The sequence below is a fragment of the Hwangdonia lutea genome (assembly GCF_032814565.1).
Taxonomy (GTDB): domain Bacteria; phylum Bacteroidota; class Bacteroidia; order Flavobacteriales; family Flavobacteriaceae; genus Hwangdonia; species Hwangdonia lutea.
This window is the reverse complement of sequence record NZ_CP136521.1, coordinates 2,230,664-2,254,638: the sequence shown is the minus strand read 5'-3', so window position 1 is coordinate 2,254,638 and position 23,975 is coordinate 2,230,664. Positions and strand designations below refer to the sequence as shown.

23 protein-coding genes are annotated in these 23,975 nt (G+C 35.4%); 16 read left to right on the top strand and 7 right to left on the bottom strand.

The annotated features are described in order from the left end of the window. The 9 genes from RNZ46_RS09795 (at position 1) to RNZ46_RS09755 (ending at position 7,172) form a co-directional block, all read left to right on the top strand. On the top strand, positions 1-975 hold the full coding sequence (locus tag RNZ46_RS09795) for a virulence RhuM family protein/type II toxin-antitoxin system death-on-curing family toxin (RefSeq protein ID WP_316982023.1): 975 nt from the start codon (positions 1-3) through the stop codon (positions 973-975). After that, positions 968-1,450, top strand: a complete 483-nt coding sequence (gene purE / locus RNZ46_RS09790; RefSeq protein WP_316982022.1) for a 5-(carboxyamino)imidazole ribonucleotide mutase — start codon at positions 968-970, stop codon at positions 1,448-1,450. The genes RNZ46_RS09795 and purE overlap by 8 nt, the downstream gene beginning before the upstream one ends. A gap of 149 nt (positions 1,451-1,599) precedes the next feature. Continuing rightward, positions 1,600-3,639, top strand: coding sequence for a M3 family metallopeptidase (locus RNZ46_RS09785; protein ID WP_316982021.1), 2,040 nt, complete (start codon positions 1,600-1,602; stop codon positions 3,637-3,639). A gap of 460 nt (positions 3,640-4,099) precedes the next feature. Continuing rightward, the gene (locus RNZ46_RS09780; protein WP_316982020.1) at positions 4,100-4,447 is read left to right on the top strand and encodes a hypothetical protein; all 348 of its coding nucleotides are present in this window, start codon (positions 4,100-4,102) and stop codon (positions 4,445-4,447) included. Positions 4,448-4,494: 47 nt separating this feature from the next. Next, positions 4,495-4,998 (top strand): GbsR/MarR family transcriptional regulator, encoded by a 504-nt coding sequence (locus RNZ46_RS09775; RefSeq protein WP_316982019.1) that lies wholly within the window; start codon positions 4,495-4,497, stop codon positions 4,996-4,998. Between the two features lie 50 nt (positions 4,999-5,048). Then, the gene (locus tag RNZ46_RS09770) at positions 5,049-5,396 is read left to right on the top strand and encodes a hypothetical protein (RefSeq protein WP_316982018.1); all 348 of its coding nucleotides are present in this window, start codon (positions 5,049-5,051) and stop codon (positions 5,394-5,396) included. Continuing rightward, positions 5,393-6,295, top strand: coding sequence for a TIGR01777 family oxidoreductase (locus tag RNZ46_RS09765; protein WP_316982017.1), 903 nt, complete (start codon positions 5,393-5,395; stop codon positions 6,293-6,295). The genes RNZ46_RS09770 and RNZ46_RS09765 overlap by 4 nt, the downstream gene beginning before the upstream one ends. A gap of 54 nt (positions 6,296-6,349) precedes the next feature. Next, complete coding sequence (locus RNZ46_RS09760) at positions 6,350-6,904, top strand: sigma-70 family RNA polymerase sigma factor (protein ID WP_316982016.1); 555 nt, start codon at positions 6,350-6,352, stop codon at positions 6,902-6,904. Between the two features lies 1 nt (position 6,905). Next, positions 6,906-7,172 (top strand): hypothetical protein, encoded by a 267-nt coding sequence (locus RNZ46_RS09755; RefSeq protein ID WP_316982015.1) that lies wholly within the window; start codon positions 6,906-6,908, stop codon positions 7,170-7,172. Here RNZ46_RS09755 and RNZ46_RS09750 read toward each other — a convergent pair. Then, the gene (locus RNZ46_RS09750; protein WP_316982014.1) at positions 7,169-8,017 is read right to left on the bottom strand and encodes a UbiA prenyltransferase family protein; all 849 of its coding nucleotides are present in this window, start codon (positions 8,015-8,017) and stop codon (positions 7,169-7,171) included. The two genes, RNZ46_RS09755 and RNZ46_RS09750, sit on opposite strands and share 4 nt — an antisense overlap. A 120-nt stretch (positions 8,018-8,137) precedes the next feature. Here RNZ46_RS09750 and gcvP point away from each other — a divergent pair, with 120 nt between their 5' ends. The 5 genes from gcvP (at position 8,138) to RNZ46_RS09725 (ending at position 14,518) form a co-directional block, all read left to right on the top strand. Beyond that, positions 8,138-10,987 carry an aminomethyl-transferring glycine dehydrogenase gene (gcvP, locus tag RNZ46_RS09745; protein WP_316982013.1) on the top strand — a complete coding sequence of 950 codons (2,850 nt, stop codon included), beginning with the start codon at positions 8,138-8,140 and terminating at the stop codon, positions 10,985-10,987. Between the two features lie 103 nt (positions 10,988-11,090). Next, positions 11,091-12,149: a 3-oxoacyl-ACP synthase III family protein gene (locus RNZ46_RS09740; RefSeq protein ID WP_316982012.1), complete on the top strand. Its 1,059-nt coding sequence runs from the start codon at positions 11,091-11,093 to the stop codon at positions 12,147-12,149. 66 nt (positions 12,150-12,215) lie between these two features. Next, on the top strand, positions 12,216-12,752 hold the full coding sequence (locus RNZ46_RS09735) for a methyltransferase (protein ID WP_316982011.1): 537 nt from the start codon (positions 12,216-12,218) through the stop codon (positions 12,750-12,752). A 39-nt stretch (positions 12,753-12,791) separates the two neighbouring features. Continuing rightward, positions 12,792-13,640, top strand: coding sequence for a glycosyltransferase family 2 protein (locus RNZ46_RS09730; protein ID WP_316982010.1), 849 nt, complete (start codon positions 12,792-12,794; stop codon positions 13,638-13,640). A 110-nt stretch (positions 13,641-13,750) separates the two neighbouring features. Further along, on the top strand, positions 13,751-14,518 hold the full coding sequence (locus tag RNZ46_RS09725; RefSeq protein ID WP_316982009.1) for a hypothetical protein: 768 nt from the start codon (positions 13,751-13,753) through the stop codon (positions 14,516-14,518). Positions 14,519-14,646: 128 nt separating this feature from the next. On the opposite strand, the gene RNZ46_RS09720 is transcribed toward RNZ46_RS09725, so the two are convergent. Continuing rightward, positions 14,647-15,453, bottom strand: coding sequence for a DNA/RNA non-specific endonuclease (locus tag RNZ46_RS09720; protein ID WP_316982008.1), 807 nt, complete (start codon positions 15,451-15,453; stop codon positions 14,647-14,649). 3 nt (positions 15,454-15,456) lie between these two features. Then, positions 15,457-17,124, bottom strand: a complete 1,668-nt coding sequence (pafA, locus tag RNZ46_RS09715) for an alkaline phosphatase PafA (RefSeq protein WP_316982007.1) — start codon at positions 17,122-17,124, stop codon at positions 15,457-15,459. A 105-nt stretch (positions 17,125-17,229) separates the two neighbouring features. On the opposite strand from pafA, the gene RNZ46_RS09710 reads away from it, so the two are divergent. Together RNZ46_RS09710 and RNZ46_RS09705 are read left to right on the top strand one after the other, a co-directional pair. Next, positions 17,230-17,970, top strand: a complete 741-nt coding sequence (locus tag RNZ46_RS09710) for an MlaE family ABC transporter permease (RefSeq protein WP_316982006.1) — start codon at positions 17,230-17,232, stop codon at positions 17,968-17,970. After that, on the top strand, positions 17,967-18,734 hold the full coding sequence (locus RNZ46_RS09705) for an ABC transporter ATP-binding protein (RefSeq protein ID WP_316982005.1): 768 nt from the start codon (positions 17,967-17,969) through the stop codon (positions 18,732-18,734). Before RNZ46_RS09710 ends, RNZ46_RS09705 begins: the two co-directional genes overlap by 4 nt. 14 nt (positions 18,735-18,748) lie before the next feature. On the opposite strand, the gene RNZ46_RS09700 is transcribed toward RNZ46_RS09705, so the two are convergent. The 4 genes from RNZ46_RS09700 to argS form a co-directional block, all read right to left on the bottom strand. Beyond that, positions 18,749-20,218 (bottom strand): DUF389 domain-containing protein, encoded by a 1,470-nt coding sequence (locus tag RNZ46_RS09700; RefSeq protein WP_316982004.1) that lies wholly within the window; start codon positions 20,216-20,218, stop codon positions 18,749-18,751. Positions 20,219-20,352: 134 nt separating this feature from the next. Continuing rightward, entirely contained in the window at positions 20,353-21,435 is a 1,083-nt protein-coding gene (locus tag RNZ46_RS09695; protein ID WP_316982003.1) for a mannose-1-phosphate guanylyltransferase, read from the bottom strand. 77 nt (positions 21,436-21,512) lie between these two features. Continuing rightward, positions 21,513-22,109, bottom strand: a complete 597-nt coding sequence (locus tag RNZ46_RS09690) for a SprT-like domain-containing protein (RefSeq protein ID WP_316984983.1) — start codon at positions 22,107-22,109, stop codon at positions 21,513-21,515. A 64-nt stretch (positions 22,110-22,173) separates the two neighbouring features. Beyond that, positions 22,174-23,961, bottom strand: a complete 1,788-nt coding sequence (gene argS / locus RNZ46_RS09685) for an arginine--tRNA ligase (RefSeq protein ID WP_316982002.1) — start codon at positions 23,959-23,961, stop codon at positions 22,174-22,176. Between the last annotated feature and the right edge of the window lie 14 nt (positions 23,962-23,975).

Genomic DNA, 23,975 nt, shown 5'->3' with positions numbered 1-23,975 from the left:
TTGAAAACCAAAAACCAAATAATTGTATTTAAGCAATCGTCAGATAATCAAGAATTTGATGTTATGCTGGACAAAGACAATGAGACTTTTTGGGCTTCAGAGCAAGATATTTCAAAATTATTTAAACGAGATAGAACCGTAATCGGGAGGCATATAAAAAATATATTTTCAGAAAACGAATTAATAAAGAATTCAGTATGTGCAAAATTTGCACATACTGCCGAAGATGGAAAAACCTATCAAGTCACCTATTATAATTTAGATGTTATAATTTCAGTAGGATACAGGGTTAAGTCAAAAATTGCAACCGAATTCAGAATTTGGGCAAATAAAATCATAAAGGATCATTTAATAAAAGGCTACACAAAAAACGAAAATCGGTTAATACAGTTAAAAAAAACGATTCAATTAATTACCCGAACTGTAAAAAACAATACTATTTTAGAGGATGAATCCAAAGGCCTTATCGATGTTTTAGACGGTTACACCAAAGCCCTGGATATTTTAGATGATTACGACTACCAAAGAGTTGAAAAACCAACCAATACTACAAAAGCGATCTTCAAAATAAATTATGACGAGGCCATTAACGCCATTGATAAATTGAGGGTGAAATTTGGAGCTTCAGGGTTGTTTGGTAATCAAAAAGATGAGTCTTTTAAAAGCTCAATCGCCGTGATAGACCAAACTTTTGATGGCAATTTGCTCTATCCAAGTATTGAAGAAAAAGCTGCAAACCTATTATATCTGGTGGTAAAAAACCATTCGTTTACTGATGGCAATAAAAGAATTGCCGCATGGTTATTTGTTTGGTATCTTGACAAAAATAATTTTCTTTACAATACTAACGGCACTAAAAAAGTAAACAACAGTACTTTGGTAGCTTTAACCTTAATGATTGCAGAAAGTCATCCTAAAGAAAAAGACACGCTAATAAATGTGATTATAAATTTAATTAATTCAGAAAATGAATAAAGTAGGAATAATTATGGGAAGCAAAAGCGATCTTCCTGTTATGCAGCAAGCCATAGATATTTTAAAAGAATTCGATATAGCAATTGAAGTCGATATTGTTTCGGCGCATCGAACACCTGAAAAACTATTCGATTACGGCAAAAACGCCCACACCAAAGGGTTTGCAGTAATTATTGCCGGTGCCGGTGGCGCCGCTCATTTACCAGGAATGATTGCATCCTTATCACCGCTTCCCGTTATTGGCGTTCCTATTAAAAGCAGCAACTCCATTGATGGCTGGGACTCTGTTTTATCCATTCTTCAAATGCCCGGTGGCGTACCTGTGGCGACCGTTGCTTTAAATGGCGCTAAAAATGCAGGGATTTTGGCCGCTCAAATAATAGGCTCTAACCACAGCTCAGTTTTAGATAAAATTGTAGCCTATAAAGAAGGTTTGAAACAAATGGTTCACGAATCTGCTAAAGATATAAAGTAAAAAAACCTCGGATAAATCCGAGGTTTTTACAGCTATTAACAATAATTCTTACGAGTTTAAGATAACTCACTTGAAAAATCTGCTGCAAACATATAAAAATTTTATTATGTATGCATAATTATTCTTACTTTTTAACATATTATTAAAGAATGCATAAAAATATACTGAACAACACTTTTGAAACACCCTATAATACCGCTCCTTTTTCTAAAATAAACGAAAGTGATTTTCTTCCTGCGTTTAAAGCTGCTATTAAAAATACCAAGGCAGAAATTGATGCAATTACCAAAAATACAGAAGCACCTAATTTTAAAAACACCATAGAAGCACTCGATTATTCGGGTGAGCAATTAGATAGAATTTCTAGCCTGTTTTTTAATTTGAATTCTGCTGAAACCAACGACAACATTCAACAAATAGCACAAAAAGTTTCGCCTTTATTATCTGAATTCAGCAACGACATTACTTTAAACGAAGCCTTATTTAAGCGTATAAAAACGGTTTACAACAAAAAAGAGGAACTCGATTTAACCCCAGAACAACACACACTTTTAGATAAAAAATATAAAAGTTTTTCGCGTAATGGTGCCAATTTATCAATCGATAAAAAAGAAAAACTTCGAGAAATTGACAAACAATTAAGTCAGTTAAAGCTGAAATTCGGAGAAAACGTTTTGGCTGAAACCAATAAGTTCGAGATGCTTATCACCAACGAAGAAGACTTATCCGGTTTACCTGAAGGCACAAAAGAAGCGGCCGCACAATTGGCAGTATCAAAAAACAAAAAAGGCTGGTTGTTTACATTGGATTATCCGAGCTACATCCCGTTTATGATGTATGCCGACAACCGAGAACTCAGAAAAAAAATGGCTATTGCTTCGGGTGCCAAAGCCTTTAAAAATGATGATTTAGACAATCAAAAAAACATTTTAAAAATTACAAGGTTAAGGCACGAACGCGCTAATCTTTTAGGTTACAAAACCCATGCTCATTTTGTTTTGGAAGAACGCATGGCAGAAACACCAGAAAACGTTGAAAATTTTTTAAACGATCTTTTGGAAAAAGCAAAACCAGCTGCAACAAACGAGTTTGAAAATTTAGAAAACTTCGCTAAAGATTTAGACGGCATCGATCAACTTGAAAAATGGGATTCTGCTTATTATTCAGAAAAACTAAAACAAAAATTATTTGATTTAGATGATGAAAAGCTAAAGCCATATTTTAAATTAGAAAATGTTATCAACGGTGCTTTTACGGTCGCCAATAAATTATTCGATTTACATTTTGAAGAAATTCATAACATCGATACCTATCACGACGATGTTTTAACCTACAAGGTAACCGATAACAAAGGCAATTTAGTCTCCATATTTTATGCCGATTTCTTCCCGAGAAAAGGCAAACGCAACGGTGCGTGGATGACATCTTACAAGCCTCAAATGATTAAAAATGGTCATAACCATCGTCCGCACATATCCATAGTATGCAACTTTACAAAACCAACCAAAAACAAGCCATCACTATTAACTTTTAACGAAGTTACCACCTTGTTTCACGAGTTCGGGCACGCCTTACACGGCATGCTTGCCAACACCACCTACCCCAGTTTGTCGGGTACTAATGTGTATTGGGATTTTGTTGAATTACCTAGTCAGATTTTAGAAAATTGGTGCTACCAAAAAGAAGCCTTAGAGTTTTTTGCCAAACATTATGAGACGGATGAAGTTATTCCGATGGATTTAATTGAAAAAATAAAGGCATCGGCAACCTTTCATGAAGGTATGCAAACGTTGCGCCAAATTAGTTTTGGTTTATTGGATATGAGTTGGCACGCTGGCGAGTCGCCAGAAACCATAAAAAATGTAAAAGCGCATGAAAATGAAGCGTTTAAAAACACGGATTTATTCCCCGACATTGCAGAAAATTGTATGAGCACTTCGTTTTCCCATATTTTTCAAGGTGGTTATTCGTCTGGCTATTACAGTTACAAATGGGCCGAGGTTTTAGATGCCGATGCCTTTGAATATTTTGAAGAAGCCGGTATTTTTAACAAAACAGTGGCAAATAAATTTAAAGACCATGTTTTAAGCAAAGGCGGAACCGAAAACCCCATGACATTATATAAACGCTTTCGCGGAAAAGCACCTGAACCCGAAGCATTGTTAAGGCGGGCTGGATTGTTAAAATAAGTTGATTTGATTCCCGTTTAATTGTTTATGAAGGTCATAAAACTTTTTGGGCATCTTATAATCATATTATTATTAACTGTTTTAACCCAAGTTGGGGTTTAATTTGGGTGTTGACTTTGTTAATTTCATTAAAATTTAAAAAAAAGCAGCGGTTTGTTTTTCCCGTTTTGTATCTGGCTTTTAATGTTTTTATCATTCCCCCTATAGCTAAAAACTTTGGAAGAGAACAATTACCCATTTTCAATGATTATTTAAAACCAAGAAACTGGGTTTACCCATTATTTTTCAGGAATTATGTAACATCCGATTTAAAAAAACTTTTAGAAGATTGTTCAGAAAGCTTAAAACCTTCAAATATTTCAATTACTTATTTGGATGCAAATTTTCCATTTTATGACGGTTTTCCGTTGTTGGCGCATTTAAAAGTCATAACGATGGAAAAAAGATAGATATTTCGTTTATGTATTTAGATAAAGAAGGACATTCAACTGACAAAAAGCCTTCAATTTCTGGCTACGGCGCCTTTGTCAATCCTTCAAACAAAACAGCGGAATACTGTTCAAACAAAGGTTATTGGCAATACAATTTCACTAAATATACAACTTGTGGAATAATCAATGATGTAAAATTCGATAAAACAAAAACAATGCTTCTAATTCAAGAATTGTTAATTGCAAAGCCTACTCAAAAAATATTCATCGAACCCTATTTAAAAAAATCTTTAAATCTAAACAACGAAACTAAAATTCGTTTTCATGGTTGTGGTGCTGTTCGTCACGATGATCATATTCATTTACAAATAAAATAAACTTTCAATAATTTTTGAAAGTTTTAAAATATTTATATATTTGTAATATGGATTACGAAGAAGCCAAAATTAAATTTATAAGTACTTGGGGTAGTTTGGGCACACTTTGGGGCATAAATAAAGCCATGGCTCAAATACAAGCGTTGCTTTTTATTTCTACTAAACCACTATCGATGGAAGACATTATGGAAGATCTTAAAATTTCTCGTGGTAACACAAGTATGAATCTTCGTCAGTTGATTGATTGGGGCATTGTTACCAAAGAATTAATTCCTGGAGAGCGTAAAGAATATTTTTCAACCGAAAAAGATGTACAAGAATTAGCGCGACATATTGCAAAAGAACGCAGCCGAAGAGAAATAAAACCCGTTATAAAAATTTTAAAAGACGTAAGCTCCATAAAAGACGATGGCACAGCAAAAACTAAAGAACTTATTAAACAAACCCAGGCCTTGCACGACTTAGCAGAAACCGCAGATGCGATGATGAACAAGATTGTAAACCAAGAACAAAATTGGATTACTAAATCATTACTTAAACTGATAAAATAAAAAATTTATAACATACTTTCAATATTTTCTGAAAGTTTAAAATAATTAAAATGAAAATACTACACTACATTAACTGTTTCTTTTATTTAATTACAATAGTGCCTTACATAACTATATATTACTTCTTTATTGGCTTATATGCCCAAATTATCCTTGGTATAGCACAACTAGTAATAGCCATAATCATTTCACTTTACGTCACTAAACATAGCAGAATCAATAAAAGGCACATTTCAAATTATTGGATAGCGGCTTTAACCAATCTGTTGGTAATCCTTATTCTTTTTAAAACAAACTTTACTAATAACGAAACGATAACCACAGTGTTTTTATTTATACTTCCCATGCTAATTGCAAGCTACTTTGTTTATATAACCTATTCAATTCAAAAACAATGAAAAAAATTATTATCGCTGGAGGAACCGGGTTTTTGGGGCAGGTTTTAGAAAATTATTTAAACACAAAAGGATATAAAATTAAAATACTTACAAGACATCCTAAAAAAGAAAACGATGTATTTTGGAATGCTAAACATTTAGGTAATTGGATAAATGAGCTTGAAAATGCTGATGTATTAATAAACCTAACAGGAAAATCTGTTGATTGTAGGTATAATGAAAAGAATAAAAAACTTATTTACGATTCAAGAATAGATGCTACAAATATTCTTGGGTTAGCAATTAATCGTTGTGAAAATCCACCAAAAATCTGGATTAATTCATCGACTGCAACCATTTATAAGCATTCATTATACAAAGAAATGACAGAAGATAAAGGAGAAATTGGGAACGATTTTTCAATGAATATTGCTAAATCTTGGGAGGAAGCATTCTATGGTATTTCAAATGTTAACACCCGAAAAATAGCATTGAGAACCTCGATTGTTTTGGGTAAAAATGGCGGTGCTTTAATTCCGCTTAAAAAATTAACCAAATTTGGATTAGGTGGAAAACAAGGTCATGGCAATCAAAAAGTAAGTTGGATACACGAATTGGATTTTGCTAGAGCAGTTGAATTTTTAATTCTGAGTAAAAGTTTAAAAGGAAATTTCAATTTATCTGTTCCAAAACCAACAGACAATTTAATGCTTATGAAAACATTACGAAAAATAATGACAATGCCCATTGGAATACCCCACCCAAAATGGTTACTCAGCTTTGGTGCAAAATTAATAGGAACAGAAACCGAATTGGTTTTAAAAAGCAGAAACGTTATCCCAAAAAGATTATTAGATTCTGGCTTTACTTTTAAATATGCAAACATTAAAGATGCTTTACAGGATTTAATTAAAAATTAATTATTCATTTTTTTACCTTATTTTTGATATCCAAAAAAAACAATTGCATCAATAATGCCCAACCATCAAATAAATCCGAATAAGTGGATTGACTTATACGCAGACTACTTATTTAACTACACCATTACCAGAGTTAGCGAACGAGAAATTGCTCAGGACTTGGTGCAGGATACTTTTTTGGCGGCCTTAAAGTCAATGAAAAACTTTAAGGGTGAAGCGAGCGAACGCACTTGGCTTATTTCAATTTTAAAACGAAAAATTATAGATCACTATCGTAAAATAAATTCTAAAAAAGGAAAGGCAGAAGTGCGCATTACGTATAACGACGACTCTGAAACCGAAGGCGATTGGTTGGAAGAACGCGTTGCCGACCCCTTTGATAAAACAGCTGAAGACACCTTACAAAATGCCGAATTAGGCAATGCGATACACAACTGTTTGGGCAAGTTACCACCAAAACAAGCTGAAGTTTTTAAAATGAAAACCATTCAGGGTTTTGAAACTGAAGTTATTTGTAATGAACTAAACATTACAGCGTCTAACCTTTGGGTAATCATTCATAGAGCACGTACGGCTATGGCAGATTGCTTAAAAGATAATTGGTTTTAATATGAGTACTAAGAAGATGAAGATTATGATGCCTTGCGAGGAGGCAAACCACGTGTGTGACAAAACACAATACAAAGAGGCCACATTATGGGAAAAGATTATACTTAATATCCATTTAATATATTGCAGAGCCTGTAGAAAATACTCAAAAAACAATAGTAAACTTACCAAGAAAATAAAAGAAGCTAAAGTAGAGTGCTTGGAAAAAAAGTGTAAGGAATCTATGAAAAAAGAATTGACCGACGCTATAAATCAGCATACAAACTAGGTATTTAAAAGCATAAGTACGAGCCATAAAATAGGTACAGCTTCTACCCAAAAAGCACTGTAATACGGTTGCTGCTCTACTTTAGAGAATACCAAAAAAAACCCTGTAATTACCGTTATTACTAAAAGCATAATTGTATTTAAAGCAGCGATTTCATATTTAAAAAATTCAATAAAAAAGAAGACAATCAATAGCAATACCCCGATGGTTTTAGTCTGTTTTACTCCTATTTTTTGTGGAATTGTTGAAAGCTTCAAACTATCGTATTGCAAATCCCTAATTTCAAAAGGCATCATTAAAACTATAATGAAAATATAACGCTGAATCCCTGTTAATATCACATTAAAATCAATCGTGTAATGCTGATTTATTAATGGCAAAAAAACGGTTACACCGGCCCAAACCAAGGCTATTAAATAAATTTTTAAACCCCCAATACTTCTTAGGTTTTGCTGTTTATCTAAAAACAGGTGTTTGGGTAAAAAGGGAATGGCATACAAAAAGGTTATCGCCCCAAAAACAGCGATACAAATTAGTGTGTTTTTTTCTAACTGAAATGCATAATAGCACATTAAAATAAAGCAGAAAAACGAAAATATTTCAATAGCTTTTAACCTCCTAATAGCTTTTGGAAACACCAAACTTCTGTGATGTAGTTTTGCAAGTCCAAAATACTTAACAAAATTATAGCCAACAATGCTAGCAAAAAACACAAAGCGCAACACTTGGTTGTCATACACAGCCTTGTGCTCAATTAAGGTAATCCATGTTAACGAAAATACCGATAATGCCACATGAATACTACTATTCAGGTAAAAATTAAAAAGTTGCTTTACCAGCTTCATTTTACAAAAATAAGCAAAGTGTTAATAACGTTTTTAAATGGTTAAAAACTTTCGATTTTAAGCATTTATCCATCCTTTTAATTACGTATTTTTGCATTTTATATATTCAAAATTCTTTCAATGAATACAAAAGCTTTTGCACTGCGCCATATTGGTCCGAGAGAAGACGACCAAAACTTGATGTTAAAAACTATTGGTGTTGACTCTTTAGACCAGTTAATTTACGAAACGATTCCTGACGATATCCGCTTAAAAAACGGATTAAATTTAGACGAACCCATGACCGAACATGAGTACTTGCTTCATATTCATGATTTATCTAAATTGAACAAAGCGCGTAAAACCTATATTGGTTTGGGCTATCACCCTACGGTTATGCCTGCGGTAATTCAACGAAATATTCTTGAAAACCCGGGTTGGTACACGGCATACACGCCGTATCAAGCCGAAATTGCCCAAGGCCGATTGGAAGCCCTTTTAAACTTCCAAACCATGGTTATCGATTTAACGGGCATGGAAATCGCAAATGCTTCTTTACTGGACGAAAGTACCGCTGCCGCCGAGGCTATGAGTTTATTATTCGCCGTTCGCGAACGCTCTCAGAAAAAAGCAGGTGTTAACAAGTTTTTTGTTTCTGAAAATACTTTGCCACAAACTTTATCTTTATTACAAACAAGATCGGCACCAATTGGTGTTGAATTGGTTGTTGGAAATGAAGATACATTTGATTTTTCGAAGGAATTCTTCGGAGCTTTATTGCAATACCCCGGTAAAGATGGTCAAATTACCGACATTAAAACTTTTATCAATAAAGCCAATAACGCCGATATTAAAGTGGCAGTAGCAGCCGATATTTTAAGTTTAGTGAAATTAGAAGCACCCGGAAAATTTGGTGCCGATGTTGTAGTTGGAACCACCCAACGATTTGGAATACCTATGGGTTACGGTGGGCCACACGCGGCATTTTTTGCGACCAAAGAAGCTTACAAACGAGATCTTCCCGGACGTATCATAGGCGTAACAAAAGACGCCAATGGCAATAGAGCCTTACGTATGGCTTTGCAAACTCGCGAACAGCATATAAAACGGGATAGAGCCACATCAAACATTTGTACGGCACAAGTACTTTTAGCCGTAATGGCCAGCATGTATGCGGTATATCACGGACCAAAAGGCTTAAAATTTATCGCCAATAAAATACATAACAAAGCGGCAACTTTAGCCAACGCCTTAACAAAATTAGGCTACGAACAAGTAAACACCTCTTATTTTGACACGCTTCAAATTAAAACGAAAGCCAAAAAAATAAAGAAAATTGCTTCAGAGAAAAAGGTGAATTTACATTACCCTGATAAAAAAACCGTAACGATTTCCATTAATGAAACTACGGCCATTAGAGATATTAATTACTTGATTTCCATTTTTGCTGAAGCAGCTCAAAAAGAAACTATCGAAATCTCTTCGGTTGAAGAAGCCCATAATATCGAGCAATCTGTTCAAAGAAATACAGAATTTTTAACCGATACTGTGTTTAACACATATCATTCTGAAACCGAATTGATGCGTTACATAAAATCCTTAGAACGCAAAGATTTATCATTAAACCACTCCATGATTCCATTAGGCTCTTGTACGATGAAGCTAAACGCTGCTGCGGAATTGCTGCCATTAAGTTGGTTTAAATGGGGAAATATCCATCCGTTTGCACCATTAAAACAGGCCAAAGGATACTTAACGGTTTTAAAGGAATTAGAAGACCAATTGACCGAAATTACCGGTTTTGCAGCAACATCATTACAACCAAATTCTGGTGCACAAGGCGAGTTTGCCGGACTTATGGTTATAAAAGCATATCATGAATCGCGTGGCGACCATCATAGAAATATTTGTTTAATTCCATCTTCCGCACACGGCACAAATCCTGCCAGTGCTGTTATGGCAGGCATGAAAGTGGTGGTAACCAAATCGACCGATGAAGGCAATATTGATGTCGATGATTTACGCGAAAAAGCCGAATTACACAAAGACAATTTATCTTGTATCATGGTAACCTATCCATCAACACATGGGGTTTACGAATCGGCTATTAAAGAAATCACTAAAATTATTCACGATAATGGCGGACAAGTTTATATGGACGGCGCCAATATGAATGCACAAGTGGGCTTAACAAACCCAGGCAATATTGGAGCAGACGTTTGCCATTTAAACTTACATAAAACCTTTGCTATCCCACATGGTGGCGGCGGCCCTGGTGTTGGCCCTATCTGTGTTGCAAAACAACTCGTACCGTTTCTACCCGGAAATCCAATCGTAAAAACCGGTGGAGATAAAGCCATTACAGCTATTTCGGCGGCGCCATTTGGCTCTGCTTTAGTCTGCTTAATTTCCTATGGCTACATAAAAATGCTTGGTGCAGAAGGTTTAACACAAGCCACTAAAATCGCAATATTAAACGCCAACTATATAAAACACCGATTACAAGGTAGTTTTGACACCTTGTACTCTGGCGAACGCGGTCGTGCTGCACACGAAATGATTGTAGATTGCAGGGCTTTTAAAGAACACGGAATAGAAGTGAGCGACATTGCAAAACGATTGATGGATTATGGATTTCATGCGCCAACCGTATCATTCCCAGTGGCAGGAACCTTGATGATAGAGCCTACCGAAAGTGAGAGTAAAGCTGAAATGGATCGGTTTTGTGATGCTATGATTTCAATTAAAAAAGAAATCGACCAAGCCTCGAAAGACGATACTAACAATGTACTTAAAAATGCACCGCATACTTTAGAGATGATTACCAATGATGAATGGCATTTTCCGTACACACGACAAGAAGCTGCCTTTCCGTTGGAATATGTAAAAGACAATAAGTTTTGGCCAAGTGTAAGGCGTGTTGACGATGCTTACGGCGACAGAAATTTAATTTGTTCTTGTACGCCTATCGAGGCTTATGGCGAAGCCTAATAAAGCTTTTGAACATCGTAAATTAAAACAAAACCAAATATCATTTTAATGATAAACCAGTATCTTGGTTTTTAGTTTTTTATTAAAGGTAATTTTTTATTTTATGACTATAAAAATCACAGGAACTGGAAGTTACATTCCAAATAACGTTGAAAAGAATGAAGATTTTTATCAACATGAATTTTTAAACAGTGATGGTTCAACCATAAATGCTCCCAATGAGGTTATTGTTGAAAAATTTAAGGCAATTACTGGGATTGATGAACGTAGGTATGCTGAGAAAAAATTAAACACTTCCGATATCGCTTTTTTTGCAGCCGAAAAAGCCATTGAAAACGCAAAAATAAATCGCGAAGACATTGATTACATTATTGTGGCCCATAATTATGGCGATGTTAAGCACAACACCGAACAAAGCGACACCGTACCAAGTATAGCCTCAAGAGTCAAGCACCTTTTAAAAATTCAAAATCCAAAATGTGTGGGTTACGATGTGCTTTTTGGGTGCCCAGGCTGGATAGAAGGTGTTATTCAAGCCAATGCGTTTATTAAATCCGGAATTGCAAAAACATGTTTGGTTATTGGTGCCGAAACCTTGTCGCGTGTTATCGATCCGCACGATAGGGATTCCATGATTTACAGTGATGGCGCAGGAGCTGTTATTGTAGAATCTTCAAATGAGGAAGGCGGTATCATAGCCCATGAAACAGCGACTTTTGCTCTCGACGAAGCGCATTTTATCTTTTTTGGGGAAACCAATCACCCTGATATAAATGATAATCGCCGCTACATAAAAATGTATGGCAGAAAAATTTACGAATTTGCCATTAGCAACGTTCCAAAAGCTATGAAATCTTGTTTGGACAAAAGCGGTGTGGATATTAAAGACCTCAAGAAAATCCTTATCCATCAAGCTAACGAAAAAATGGACGAAGCCATTGTAAAGCGCTTTTACAAGCTTTACAATATGCAAATGCCAGAAAACATTATGCCCATGACCATTGGCAAATTAGGCAATTCCAGTGTGGCAACCGTTCCTACGTTATACGATATGATATTGAGGGGCGATTTGGACAATCAGCAAATAAATAAAGGAGACATTATTATGTTTGCCAGTGTTGGTGCGGGCATGAACATTAATGCTATTGTTTATAAAGTGTAGTCTATTTATTTAACGCTATAAATTGCCGAAGATTTTCGCTTTCGCGGAAATGAAAAAAATTATTGCATGTACGAGAAAAGCTATCCAAACAAACGCTTTAAGCACACCATTGAATTTTTAAAAAAACACGTTTCAACTTCTGAGGCTATTTTAGATTTAGGGGTGGTAAATCCGTTTACCAAAATCATGCAAGACCATGGTTACCGCGTTGAAAACACCAAAGGCGAGGATTTGGATATCGACACATCAACCATTGTAAATTCAAAAGCAGAAGTTGTTACCGCTTTCGAAATATTCGAGCATTTGCTCTCACCTTTCACGGTTTTAAAATCTATAAAAGCTGATAAACTGGTGGCCAGTGTGCCGCTTAAATTATGGTTTTCTTCGGCTTACCGAAGCAAAACGGATATGTTGGACAGACATTACCACGAATTTGAAGATTGGCAATTCGATTGGCTTTTGGAAAAATCCGGTTGGAAAATTATGGCTAGACAAAAATGGACCAACCCCACAAAAAAAATTGGCATCCGCCCTATTTTACGTTGGTTTACCCCAAGGTATTATATAGTTTATGCGGAAAGAATAAAAAATCCCAAACCATAAATTCCAAAAGGTTTAACTTTGAATATTAAATTTTAAACTTTGAATTTCTACATCATTATTCCAGCACACAACGAAGCATCTTCAATAAAACTGACTTTAGATTCGTTGGTAAATCAAACACATTTGCCCCAAAAAGTGGTTGTGGTTAATGATAATTCTACTGATAATACTCAAAATATTGTTGAAGCTTTCGCTGAAAAGCACCATTGGATTTCATTGGTAAATGCTTCGTCCTCAAATCAACATTTACCGGGTTCAAAAATCATCAATGCGTTTTACAAGGGTTATGAAACTTTAGATGACAATTATGATGTGATCTGTAAATTTGATGCAGATTTAATTTTTCCCGACAACTATTTAGAACAGCTCACGGTTCATTTTAACAACAATGAAAAGCTAGGTATGGTTTCGGGGTTTTGCTATATTGAAAAAAACGGCGATTGGGTTTTAGAAAACCTAACCAATAAAGACCACATTCGGGGCGCATTAAAAACCTATAGAAAACAATGTTTTTTAGATATTGGCAAACTCAAACCATCTATGGGTTGGGATACGGTTGATGAACTGCTCGCCCAATTTTACGGGTGGACTATTTTAACCGACGAAACCCTTAAAGTAAAACACTTAAAGCCCACCGGCATTAGTTATAATAAAGCCTCAAAATTTTTGCAAGGCGAAGCCATGTATAAAATGCGCTATGGTTTTTTTATCACATGTATTTCGGCTTTTAAACTGGCTTTTAAAAAGAAAAGATTCGGGTTGTTTACAAATTATTTAAGGGGTTATTTTAAGGCGAAAAAACAGAAATTGGAGTATTTGGTTTCTGAAAAAGAAGGAAAATTTATTCGGGATTTTCGTTGGAAAGGCATGCTTAACAAATTAAAATAAGCGCCATCTCGAAACTTGACTTTGTCAGAAAAAAAAGATACCTTCGTTTAACTATCGATAAAGTTCTATCGAAACGGGACATTATCTTAGCATTGTGAGCAAGCTGAAAAATGAACTTCGTAAAAGACGACATACCTGAATGGATTAAACCATATGCTGAATTAGGACCAGGAATTGAGCTTGACGTGAAAATCAATCACGACAATTTTTTTTGGTATTTACAAGCTATGTGCAGTCCGCCAAATTTTGAAAAATATCTGATTTTACTACATCCGTTTTGGATAAACTATAAAGCAAAAGAACTAAATAAAACAGTTGACTTTTTAAGAGATAAAGATGTCAACGAAGAAGAATTTGAAAGACTTACTTACTCGGAATTCTTCAAAAAATATGACGAGGAATTTAAGTTAGAAACAGCGAAAAAAGTTAAAGAAAAAATTGCAGATAAGTATTTAAGAAAAAACAATGATTGGCCAAAATATATTTGGTATCCAGCCGAGGGAGAAGCTGAATTATCTGACTTGGAATTTATCACTCAATCATTGATTAAAAAATATGGAGACTTGGAATCTGACTTCTATTATACTTTAATGAAAACTAAAGAGATTAACGAGGACAAAATCTTGCGTGGAAATTTATCTGAATTACCAAAAGTGTGGGACTTTGAACCCGAAATTAGAGATAGCCCAAGTGCAATCTATCCGACAAAAGGAAATGATTGGTTTGTAATTACAGATTACGACTGTCCAATGACATTTATTGGTGGAAAATCGGAATTGATTGACGAAATGCTAAAAAATAAACCAAAAGGAATTGACCTTTACGAAATAAAACCAAAATACGAACAGAAAAAAGCCAGCTCACAACACCGTGTATAATTAATGGCTAGTTCGAGCTTACTTACGAAAATCCTCGCGGATTTTCTATTCGGTTTGTATTTGCTAAATTAGTAGCTGAAACACGCCACTAATCATACACAAACACGTTAAACGAACCATTCTGTTAATTAAAAACTCCAACCTTTATAACTGCTGGAAGCTTCTAATTGGTTCTCAATAGCATCATCCAATTCTGGAAAAAAGTCAATACCCGTTAGCTTTTCAAGCGTATCCACAGACACTACAAACTCATATAAGGGTTTATTGGAATCTTCGTGTGGCATCAAAAAAGCTATCATTTTTGGTTTGCCGCTATTGTTATCAATCAACACTTTGTAAAATTGATTGGGTACTGAAACAGCTTCGTCGCCAATGGTTTTCATTTTGCCGTTTAAAACACCACCCGTAATCACAAAAACGCCATCGTACTTGCTTGCCCAATAGCGTACTTTCTGTTCTAAAGTATTCCAAATACCCGCATTAAAATCGTGCTTTTGCGGACTTATATTACTGGTTAAAAAGGTTTCGTCGTGCGCCAATTGGCTGTATCGCCTGTCGGCTGCGGGACATAAATGCCCGCGGTCGTAACCCGAATTTTTATAGTTGCGCCAATGGGCTGCCCCGGTTTTTACGGCTTTATCAATCTCAAAATAAGGGCGTTCAAAGTTTGAATTGGAAAGCTGCGATTTCTTTAATTCGTAAGCTACCCATTCAGCCTGTTCGTGTGGTTCACTATACGACAACGAATAGCCTTCGTGATGAATGATTTGACCCGTGGTACTTGTTGGTAAAAAATAGGCATTGGTATCGCTTTTAGTCGATTTACCTTCAGAAACAACCTCTGCTTTTTCTTCTTCATTTAAAAAATATTCATAGCTATAAACACCCAATAAAATTAAGATGGCTATGATGGAATATAATGTGCGCTTGCTCAAAATTTACTCTAAAACAATTTCCAATGGTTTACCAATAGAACCGTTTGGAAAACTAATACCCAACAATGCAGACATGGTTGGTGCTATATCGGTAATTTCTGTTTTTTGTAAGGTTTGCCCGTGTTTAATTCCTTTTCCAAAAAACAACAAAGGCACGTGCGTATCGTGATTTAAGCCGCTACCGTGGGTTGAACCTGTTCTTGAATACGAGATAAAAGCAGGATCTGGAACTATTAAAATATCGCCCGAACGTTTTTGGTTAAACCCTTTTTGCAATAAGGCTTCAATACCCTTGGTAAATTGTGTTGAGCGCATGGTGGTTGCCGTATAAACCTTATCTACATGATCATAATTTATAAGCTCGTTTACAATAGCGTTTTGCACATCGGTTAAATTTAAGCCCAAAGCTTTAATTCTTTCTCGGTTTAAGAAAATTTGATTGTTGCTTACGTTTTCAATTAAATTGGAATCTTTAAAAGTGGACTCCATAAAGGCTTCAAACTGTTTTTTAGTTTTTTTATTATCTAAATAACCCGCTGGAATTTTTACCGATTTTAAATAGGCAGGCACATCAATGGCGGCATGATCGGCTGTTAAAAACACGGTGTAATTACCTTTACCCACTTGAGCATCTAAGGCATTAAACAATCGCTCTAAATCTTTATCCAATCGGATGTAAGTATCTTGGACTTCTTTAGAGTTTACTCCAAAATTATGTCCCACATAATCGGTACTTGAATAGCTTACCGTTAACACATCGGTATCATTATCTTGCCCTAATTGTTCACCTTTTAAGGCTGCCAATGCAAAATCGGTAGTTAAGCTGTTTCCATAAGCCGTAGCTTTTAATAAATCGTAACCCCCGTTTCTATCTTTTAAAACATCTAATTGATACGGGAAAGTCGCCGTTTCCTTGCCCTTAAAACCACCTTCAAAGGTATTTAAATCGCTACCACTTTCGGTGTATGTGTTAATATCGTAAAGTGTATTCCATTCGGTTAAGTATTTAGAAACCGATTTTTCGGAATTAAAATCCTTTACCCATTTTGGCAAATCATTCATATAAAAGGTACTCGAAATCCAGTTGCCTTCATCTTTTCCCTGAAACCAATAGGCTGCATTTGCAGTATGACCTGCAGGTAAAACCGCCCCTCTATCTTTAATTGAAATGCCAATGGTTTTTCCGCGCATTTGGGTAAACAATCTATTCTCATCTGTAAACGTTGTGGTTTTCATGCGATGGGGAGACATTTGCCCAGATTTTTCAGATGTACCAACGGACTGAAACGTATCATCGCCAGCACAATACACATCCTTTTTCAGCGCTTTATCGTACCAATAATTAGCTATTATGCCGTGATATTTAGGAGTTGTACCCGTGTAAACCGACGCATGGCCAGGGCCCGTGTAGGTTGGCACGTAATTAAAATGGTTGTTTTTACAGTTAAACCCCTCGTTTATCATGCGCATAAATCCGCCTTCGCCAAACTTGCTTTCAAAACGGGTTAAATAATCGTACCGCATTTGGTCGACTACAATACCAACTACCAATTTAGGTTTTTCACTAAGCGTTTCGGCTTTAGTTTCTGGTCTTTTCACTTCTGGTCTTTGTGCCAATGAAATATTGAACAAAAAAATAATTAAAATAGGAGGGACTGTGTTTTTTAACATGATAATTTATTTTCAACCTCAAAAATACATATTTTAAAATATGATATTTTAAAATCACGGTTAAATTCTATAACTTTTTTTACTTTAGCAGTTACAAATTTTTATATGACTTACCTTCATAATATTGGATTATATTTTTTAATGATTGTTGAGATGTTTCGCAAGCCAACTAAATGGTCGGTGATGAAAACATTAATCCTTAAAGATATTGACGATTTAATTATTGGATCGCTAGGTATTATTGCCTTTATCTCATTTTTTGTTGGTGGCGTAATTACCATTCAAACGGCATTGAATATAGACAATCCGTTAATTCCAAAATACCTAGTAGGTTTTGCAACGAGGCAATCAGTTATTTTAGAGTTTGCACCAACATTCACCTCAATAATTATGGCTGGTAAAGTAGGTTCGTTTATCACTTCAAGCATAGGCACAATGCGTGTTACAGAGCAAATTGACGCCTTGGAAGTTATGGGTATAAATTCACTTAACTATTTGGTGTTTCCCAAAACAATTGCTTTATTGCTGTATCCTTTCGCCATTGCCATTGGTATGTTTTTAGGCATTTTAGGCGGTATGGCCGCTTGCGTTTTTGGTGGTTATACCTCGTTAGCAGACTATATTCTTGGGCTACAAACCGATTTTGACACATTCCATGTCGCTTATTCGTTTGTTAAAACATTTATTTTCGCTTTTGTTTTAGCAACCATTCCGTCGTTTCACGGCTATTACATGAAAGGCGGCGCATTGGAAGTTGGCAAAGCGAGTACTACTTCTTTTGTGTGGACTGCCGTAGTTATTATTTTATTGAATTATATATTAACGGATATGATGTTAGGACAATGATAGAAGTTAAAAATTTACATAAATCGTTTGGTGATGTTAAGGTTTTAAAAGGCATTAGCACCACTTTTGAGAAAGGCAAAACCAATCTTATAATTGGGCAAAGTGGTTCGGGTAAAACCGTTTTTTTAAAGTGTTTATTAGGACTGTTTGATTATGAAGAAGGCACAATAGCTTACAATGGAAAAATATTCTCGCAATTAACCGAAGACCAAAAACGTAATTTACGGGCAGAAATTGGCATGGTTTTTCAAGGTAGCGCTTTGTTCGATTCGATGACGATTGCTCAAAACGTTATGTTTCCGTTACGCATGTTTACCAATCAAAGTAAAAGCGAAATGGAAGATCGTGTAGATTTTGTACTAAAACGTGTTAACCTTGATGATGCACACAACAAAATGCCGAGTGAAGCATCTGGAGGTATGCAAAAACGTGTTGCCATTGCACGCGCTATTGTTAATAAACCAAAATATTTATTTTGCGACGAGCCCAATTCTGGACTAGACCCAAAAACAGCCATTGTTATTGACAACCTAATTCAGGAGATTACAGACGAATACCAAATCATTACCGTTATTAATTCGCACGATATGAATTCGGTAATGGAAATAGGCGAAAAAATCGTGTTTTTAAAAAATGGTGTAAAAGCTTGGGAAGGCTCAAACGAAACCATTTTTAAAACCGATAACGAGGCAGTTACAAATTTTGTGTACTCTTCAAACTTATTTAAAAAAGTACGCAAGATGTATATTGAAGAGCATGAATAACTCGGTATTCAAAATCAATCAGCCTGTTTAACCACCAGATTATTGGTATTCAATTTTAGCTTTAACCATTTTTCAAGTTTTTCCTTTTCTTTGGTCTTTACGGACTCATTGGTCAAAGAATCAACCCATTTTACTGAAAACACCGTTACAGTATCCAATTTTTTAAAGTTGGTATTAATAACCTTGGCATACGAAAACTGTTCTATGGTTTCATAATTAATTTCCACTTCTTTCGTCAAGGCTTCAAAAGGAATATAGTCTCGTTCCAGTTTTGAGAGTTGATTTACCTTATTTTCCAAATACCTTATTTTTTGGGTTTGAGACAATAAATCTAAAGAATCTCGTGTTCGGAGTTCTTCCATATATCTTAAGTTATCCAAACCTTTGCTTCTGCTCTGGTTAAACTTGAGTTGGGTATTATATCTATTTAATGCGGGGTACGATGCTATTCGGCTTTGTAATACTGAAATGGTGCTTTCCGGAATTTCATCCAAGCCGAAAGAATTCAACTCAATTACACTACTTTCACTCCCACCGTATTTATACAAGGAATTTTTTTTGATATATTCTGAGTGCGGAAGTGCATCCAATTCATTGTTTATAAATGCTTGTGCATCAACTTCAAAACTACTTTCTTGGTAAACGCTAAAAAAGGTAAAACCCGCAGGAACCATAACCACAATGGCCAACAACATCGCCATTCTGGAAATAAACCGACGCTTTTTGGAATTGGCGTATTTAAGCATAGGAAACCGTAATACTTTCAGTACTAAAAAAGTTGCCAAAGCAATAAATATCGTGTTGATGGTAAACAAATACATGGCACCGAAAAAGTATTCCCAATTGCCTTTTGCCAAACCGTAACCGGCAGTACAAAGTGGAGGCATTAATGCCGTGGCAATGGCAACACCAAATATTACCGAGGCTATGGTGCCGCGTTTGGTGCGCGCAATAATAAGCGCTAAACCACCAAAAAAGGCTATTAAAACATCGCGAATATCGGGTTGTACCCTACCTAAAAGCTCTGACGTATCCTCACTTAACGGAAAAAATCTAAAAAATAAAAATGCGGTTATTAAACTTAGCGCAATCATAATGGCCAAATTAATAAGCGATCTTTTAAGGGTGTCTATATCGTTAATGGCAATAGAAAGTCCCACGCCCAAAATTGGCCCCATTAAGGGCGAAATTAACATGGCACCAATAACCACAGCTGTTGAGTTGGCATTTAATCCAACCGATGCCACAAAAATGGAACAAATTAAAATCCAAGCGGTGGCGCCTTTAAACGAAATATCGCCTTTTATAGCATCAACAGTAGCATCCCTGTCGGTGTCCTCTCGAAAATCCAATAGCTCGCTAAAAAAGGTTTTAACACTCTGCCACAGCCCCTTAGCATCTTTCCTAACTGCTTCTTTAGATTGCGCTACGGCTTTCTCTCTATTGTTTTCTTCTTCCGAAAAGTTAAATTTATTTTCTTCCATACGCTTTATATTCCAAAATTGAAATTCTAAATTCTATTTATTCAGAATACAGAAATCAATATAACACGAATATATAAAAATTTCTAGGCTATTAATTTTTAAAAAATAAAAGAAATAAATTAAAAGTGTGTTTTTTAGCCCAAATGATTGCCAAATTTATTTTTTACTTTTTGAAGCACTTGCTTAATATCCTGTTCTTTCGATTTTGGATAGATGAGTAAAACCTCGTCTTTATCTACGATAATGTAATCCTGCAAACCATCAACCACAACCACTTTGTCGTTTTTGGTGCGTATCATATTTCCCGATGCATCTTCGGTTAAAGTTCGGGCATTTACAACGGCATTTCCCGAGTTGTCTTTATCCAATTTATCGTATAGACTTCCCCAGGTTCCTAAATCGTTCCAATCGAATTCCGCTGCAATTACAAATACATTATTAGATTTTTCCATAATGGCATAATCCACCGAAATGTTTTCGGCTTTTTTGTAATTATCTCTAATAAAATCATCTTCAGAATCGGTATTATAAACGCCTATTCCGTTTTCAAATAAGGCGTACAAATCTGGTTGATTGTTTTTAAATGCTTCAACAACGCTTTTAGCGCTCCACATAAAAATACCGGCATTCCACAAAAAATTCCCTTTAGCGATAAAGGTTTTTGCGGTTTCGTAGTCTGGTTTTTCCCTAAATTGGTTTACTGTTTTTATCGCTTCGGCGGAAGCGTTATCGAACTCAATATAACCGTAACCGGTATTGGGAAATGTAGGCGTGATGCCCAGCGTCATGAGCGCATCATTTTCGGCACAATAATCAAAGGCTTGTTGTACGTTTTCAGTAAACTTATTTTCGTCCTCAATCCAATGATCACTCGGTGCCACAATCATGACCGCATCTGGATTTTCCTTTTGGATTTTTAACGAGGCATACAAAATACAAGGTGCCGTGTTCCGCATTGCCGGTTCTAAAACCACTTGTCGTTTGGTGACTTCTGGAAGCTGTTCGAAAACCAAATCGTTATAGCGCTCATTGGTTAAAATGAAAATATTTTCCTTAGGAATTAAATGTGCTAAGCGATTGAATGTTTTTTGAATGAGCGTATCGCCGGTTCCCAACATATCGTGAAATTGTTTTGGAAATGCTTCTGTACTTACGGGCCAAAACCTTGAGCCTACACCGCCTGCCATCAATATGGCGTAATAATTTGAATTCTTCATGTTTTTTTATACCCTCGTATGAAGGTATCTTATTTTAGTTTCTATTTAATAGGATTCCGAAATTCGCAGGAATGACATCAATTTAATAATTCTACCTCAGCATTCGGGTTGAAAAGATACAACTTTCCTGTTTTAACCTCAACGCATTCGTAGCGTTTTACTCGTTTACTGCCTTTTTTAAATATTTTACCGTTATACAATTTAAAAGCTTGTCCCAAAGGCACCTCAAAAACATAGGTTTTATTGTTTGGCGCGTCAAATTGCTTTAAAGCCAAGGCTAATTTAACATCGGTATCGCTACTCGCTTTTGGGTTTTTAAAATGTTTTGCTAAAAGTGGCAACAAATCACTCGGAAAAATATTGGGATTTAAAAATGGTAACATTAAATGCTGAAACGTGTGTTTCCACTCCAAACCGTGGGGTTTAATAAATTTACCATGTGTTTTGAAAGCTTCAAAATGAGCAATTTCGTGTATTAAAGTGATTAAAAATCGATAGATATTTAAATTGGAGTTTATAGTAATTTGATGCTTTCCGTTGGGCAGTTGCTTATAATCGCCATGGCGGGTTTTACGTTCGTTTTTAATTTTAACCGTTAAATTATCGTGCTCTAAAAGTTTTAAAACTTGTGGTATCGCCCCTTGTGGAATATAATCTTTTAGCTGATGTTGCATCATTCGATAATAGTTAAATCTTATGCAGTTATTTTATGGATACTTCTTTTATTCAAAAGAAATATTACATCCTTTCCGGAACCTGAATTCCTAAAACGCTAAATGCATTTTTAATGGTTAAAGCCACTTTATTTGAAAGCTGCACCCTAAATATTTTGTCCAATTCGTTATCGGCACCTAAAATAGACACGTTTTGATAAAATGAATTAAATGTCTTTACCAGTTCGTAGGTATAATTGGCAACTAATGCGGGACTGTGCTGTGTTGCGGCATTTTGAATAACCTCGGGAAATAATTGAAGTTGTTTTAAAAGCTCTTTTTCTTTGCTGTGTAAAGGCCTTTCAACAATAGCGCTGTTTGGATTTGAATAATCGAAATTTGCTTTTCTTATAATTGATTGAATTCTGGCATAGGTATATTGAATAAACGGCCCCGTATTACCTTGAAAATCTATGGATTCTTTGGGGTCGAATAAAATTCGTTTTTTAGGATCGACTTTTAAAATGTAATATTTTAAAGCGCCCAAACCTATGGTTTTGTAAAGTGCTTGTTTTTCGGTTTCAGAATAGCCATCAAGTTTGCCTAATTCTTCTGAAATCTCACCAGCGGTTTTAGCCATGTCATCAATTAAATCGTCGGCATCAACAACGGTTCCTTCTCTACTTTTCATTTTTCCAGAAGGTAAATCTACCATACCATAACTTAAATGATAGAGGTTTTTTGCCCAATCGAATCCTAATTTTTTAAGAATTAAAAACAGCACCTGAAAATGGTAATCTTGTTCGTTTCCAACGGTGTAAACCATACCGCCAACATCTGGAAAATCCTTTATACGCTGTATGGCCGTACCAATGTCTTGCGTCATATAAACTGCTGTACCATCGGCACGTTGTACAATTTTTTTATCTAAACCATCTTCGGTTAAATCGCACCAAACCGAGCCATCTTCAGCCTCTTCAAAAACACCTGTTTTTAAACCTTCTTCAACAAACTCCTTACCCAACAAATAGGTATCGCTTTCGTAATATAGCGTATCAAAATCGACGCCTAAATTTTTATAGGTAATATCAAAACCATCATAAACCCAACCATTCATTTTTTTCCAAAGGGCAACGGTTTCTTCATCGCCAGCTTCCCACTTTAAAAGCATGTTTTGGGCTTCCAATAAAATTGGTGCATTCTTTTTGGCTTCCTCGGCACTCTGCCCTTTAGAAATTAAACTTTCAATTTCTTTTTTATATTCTTGGTCGAACTTCACATAGTAATTACCAACCAATTTATCGCCTTTTAAACCTGTGCTTTCTGGTGTTTCGCCATTGCCAAAACGCTTCCAAGCCAACATACTTTTACAGATATGGATGCCTCTGTCGTTTATAATTTGCGTTTTGTATACTTTTTTACCCGAAGCTTTTAAAATTTCGGCAACACTGTAACCCAATAAATTATTTCTTACGTGTCCCAAATGCAATGGTTTGTTGGTATTTGGCGAAGAATACTCAACCATTACAGCCTTTTCATTTTTGTTTATAGCTGAGAACCCGAAAGTTTCATCTTTAAGACTCTCATTAAAAAAACGCATGAAATAAACATCGTTTATCTCGATATTTAAAAACCCTTTTACAACATTAAACGCCTTAACCTCAGTAACATGTTCAACTAAATAATTACCAACAGTTTCCCCTATTTGCACAGGGTTTCCTTTTATAAAGCGCAGCATCGGGAAAATAACAACGGTAATATCGCCAGCAAATTCTTTTCTGGTGGCTTGAAATTCTACCGTATCAATATTTAAATTGTAAGCTTTTTGTACAGCTTGTTTTACGTGATTGGATAATATCTCCTGAAGGCTCATTTACTATAACTTTT

What these genes read in the sequence shown, in the direction of transcription:
- argS (WP_316982002.1), bottom strand. Translation starts at nt 23,961, where the DNA reads ATGAGCCTTCAGGAGATATTATCCAATCACGTAAAACAAGCTGTACAA.
- RNZ46_RS09725 (WP_316982009.1), top strand. Translation starts at nt 13,751, where the DNA reads ATGAACTTCGTAAAAGACGACATACCTGAATGGATTAAACCATATGCT.
- RNZ46_RS09735 (WP_316982011.1), top strand. Translation starts at nt 12,216, where the DNA reads ATGTACGAGAAAAGCTATCCAAACAAACGCTTTAAGCACACCATTGAA.
- RNZ46_RS09740 (WP_316982012.1), top strand. Translation starts at nt 11,091, where the DNA reads ATGACTATAAAAATCACAGGAACTGGAAGTTACATTCCAAATAACGTT.
- RNZ46_RS09750 (WP_316982014.1), bottom strand. Translation starts at nt 8,017, where the DNA reads ATGAAGCTGGTAAAGCAACTTTTTAATTTTTACCTGAATAGTAGTATT.
- RNZ46_RS09760 (WP_316982016.1), top strand. Translation starts at nt 6,350, where the DNA reads ATGCCCAACCATCAAATAAATCCGAATAAGTGGATTGACTTATACGCA.
- pafA (WP_316982007.1), bottom strand. Translation starts at nt 17,124, where the DNA reads ATGTTAAAAAACACAGTCCCTCCTATTTTAATTATTTTTTTGTTCAAT.
- gcvP (WP_316982013.1), top strand. Translation starts at nt 8,138, where the DNA reads ATGAATACAAAAGCTTTTGCACTGCGCCATATTGGTCCGAGAGAAGAC.
- RNZ46_RS09780 (WP_316982020.1), top strand. Translation starts at nt 4,100, where the DNA reads ATGTATTTAGATAAAGAAGGACATTCAACTGACAAAAAGCCTTCAATT.
- RNZ46_RS09770 (WP_316982018.1), top strand. Translation starts at nt 5,049, where the DNA reads ATGAAAATACTACACTACATTAACTGTTTCTTTTATTTAATTACAATA.
- RNZ46_RS09710 (WP_316982006.1), top strand. Translation starts at nt 17,230, where the DNA reads ATGACTTACCTTCATAATATTGGATTATATTTTTTAATGATTGTTGAG.
- RNZ46_RS09785 (WP_316982021.1), top strand. Translation starts at nt 1,600, where the DNA reads ATGCATAAAAATATACTGAACAACACTTTTGAAACACCCTATAATACC.
- RNZ46_RS09775 (WP_316982019.1), top strand. Translation starts at nt 4,495, where the DNA reads ATGGATTACGAAGAAGCCAAAATTAAATTTATAAGTACTTGGGGTAGT.
- RNZ46_RS09755 (WP_316982015.1), top strand. Translation starts at nt 6,906, where the DNA reads ATGAGTACTAAGAAGATGAAGATTATGATGCCTTGCGAGGAGGCAAAC.
- RNZ46_RS09700 (WP_316982004.1), bottom strand. Translation starts at nt 20,218, where the DNA reads ATGGAAGAAAATAAATTTAACTTTTCGGAAGAAGAAAACAATAGAGAG.
- RNZ46_RS09765 (WP_316982017.1), top strand. Translation starts at nt 5,393, where the DNA reads ATGAAAAAAATTATTATCGCTGGAGGAACCGGGTTTTTGGGGCAGGTT.
- RNZ46_RS09690 (WP_316984983.1), bottom strand. Translation starts at nt 22,109, where the DNA reads ATGCAACATCAGCTAAAAGATTATATTCCACAAGGGGCGATACCACAA.
- purE (WP_316982022.1), top strand. Translation starts at nt 968, where the DNA reads ATGAATAAAGTAGGAATAATTATGGGAAGCAAAAGCGATCTTCCTGTT.
- RNZ46_RS09705 (WP_316982005.1), top strand. Translation starts at nt 17,967, where the DNA reads ATGATAGAAGTTAAAAATTTACATAAATCGTTTGGTGATGTTAAGGTT.
- RNZ46_RS09695 (WP_316982003.1), bottom strand. Translation starts at nt 21,435, where the DNA reads ATGAAGAATTCAAATTATTACGCCATATTGATGGCAGGCGGTGTAGGC.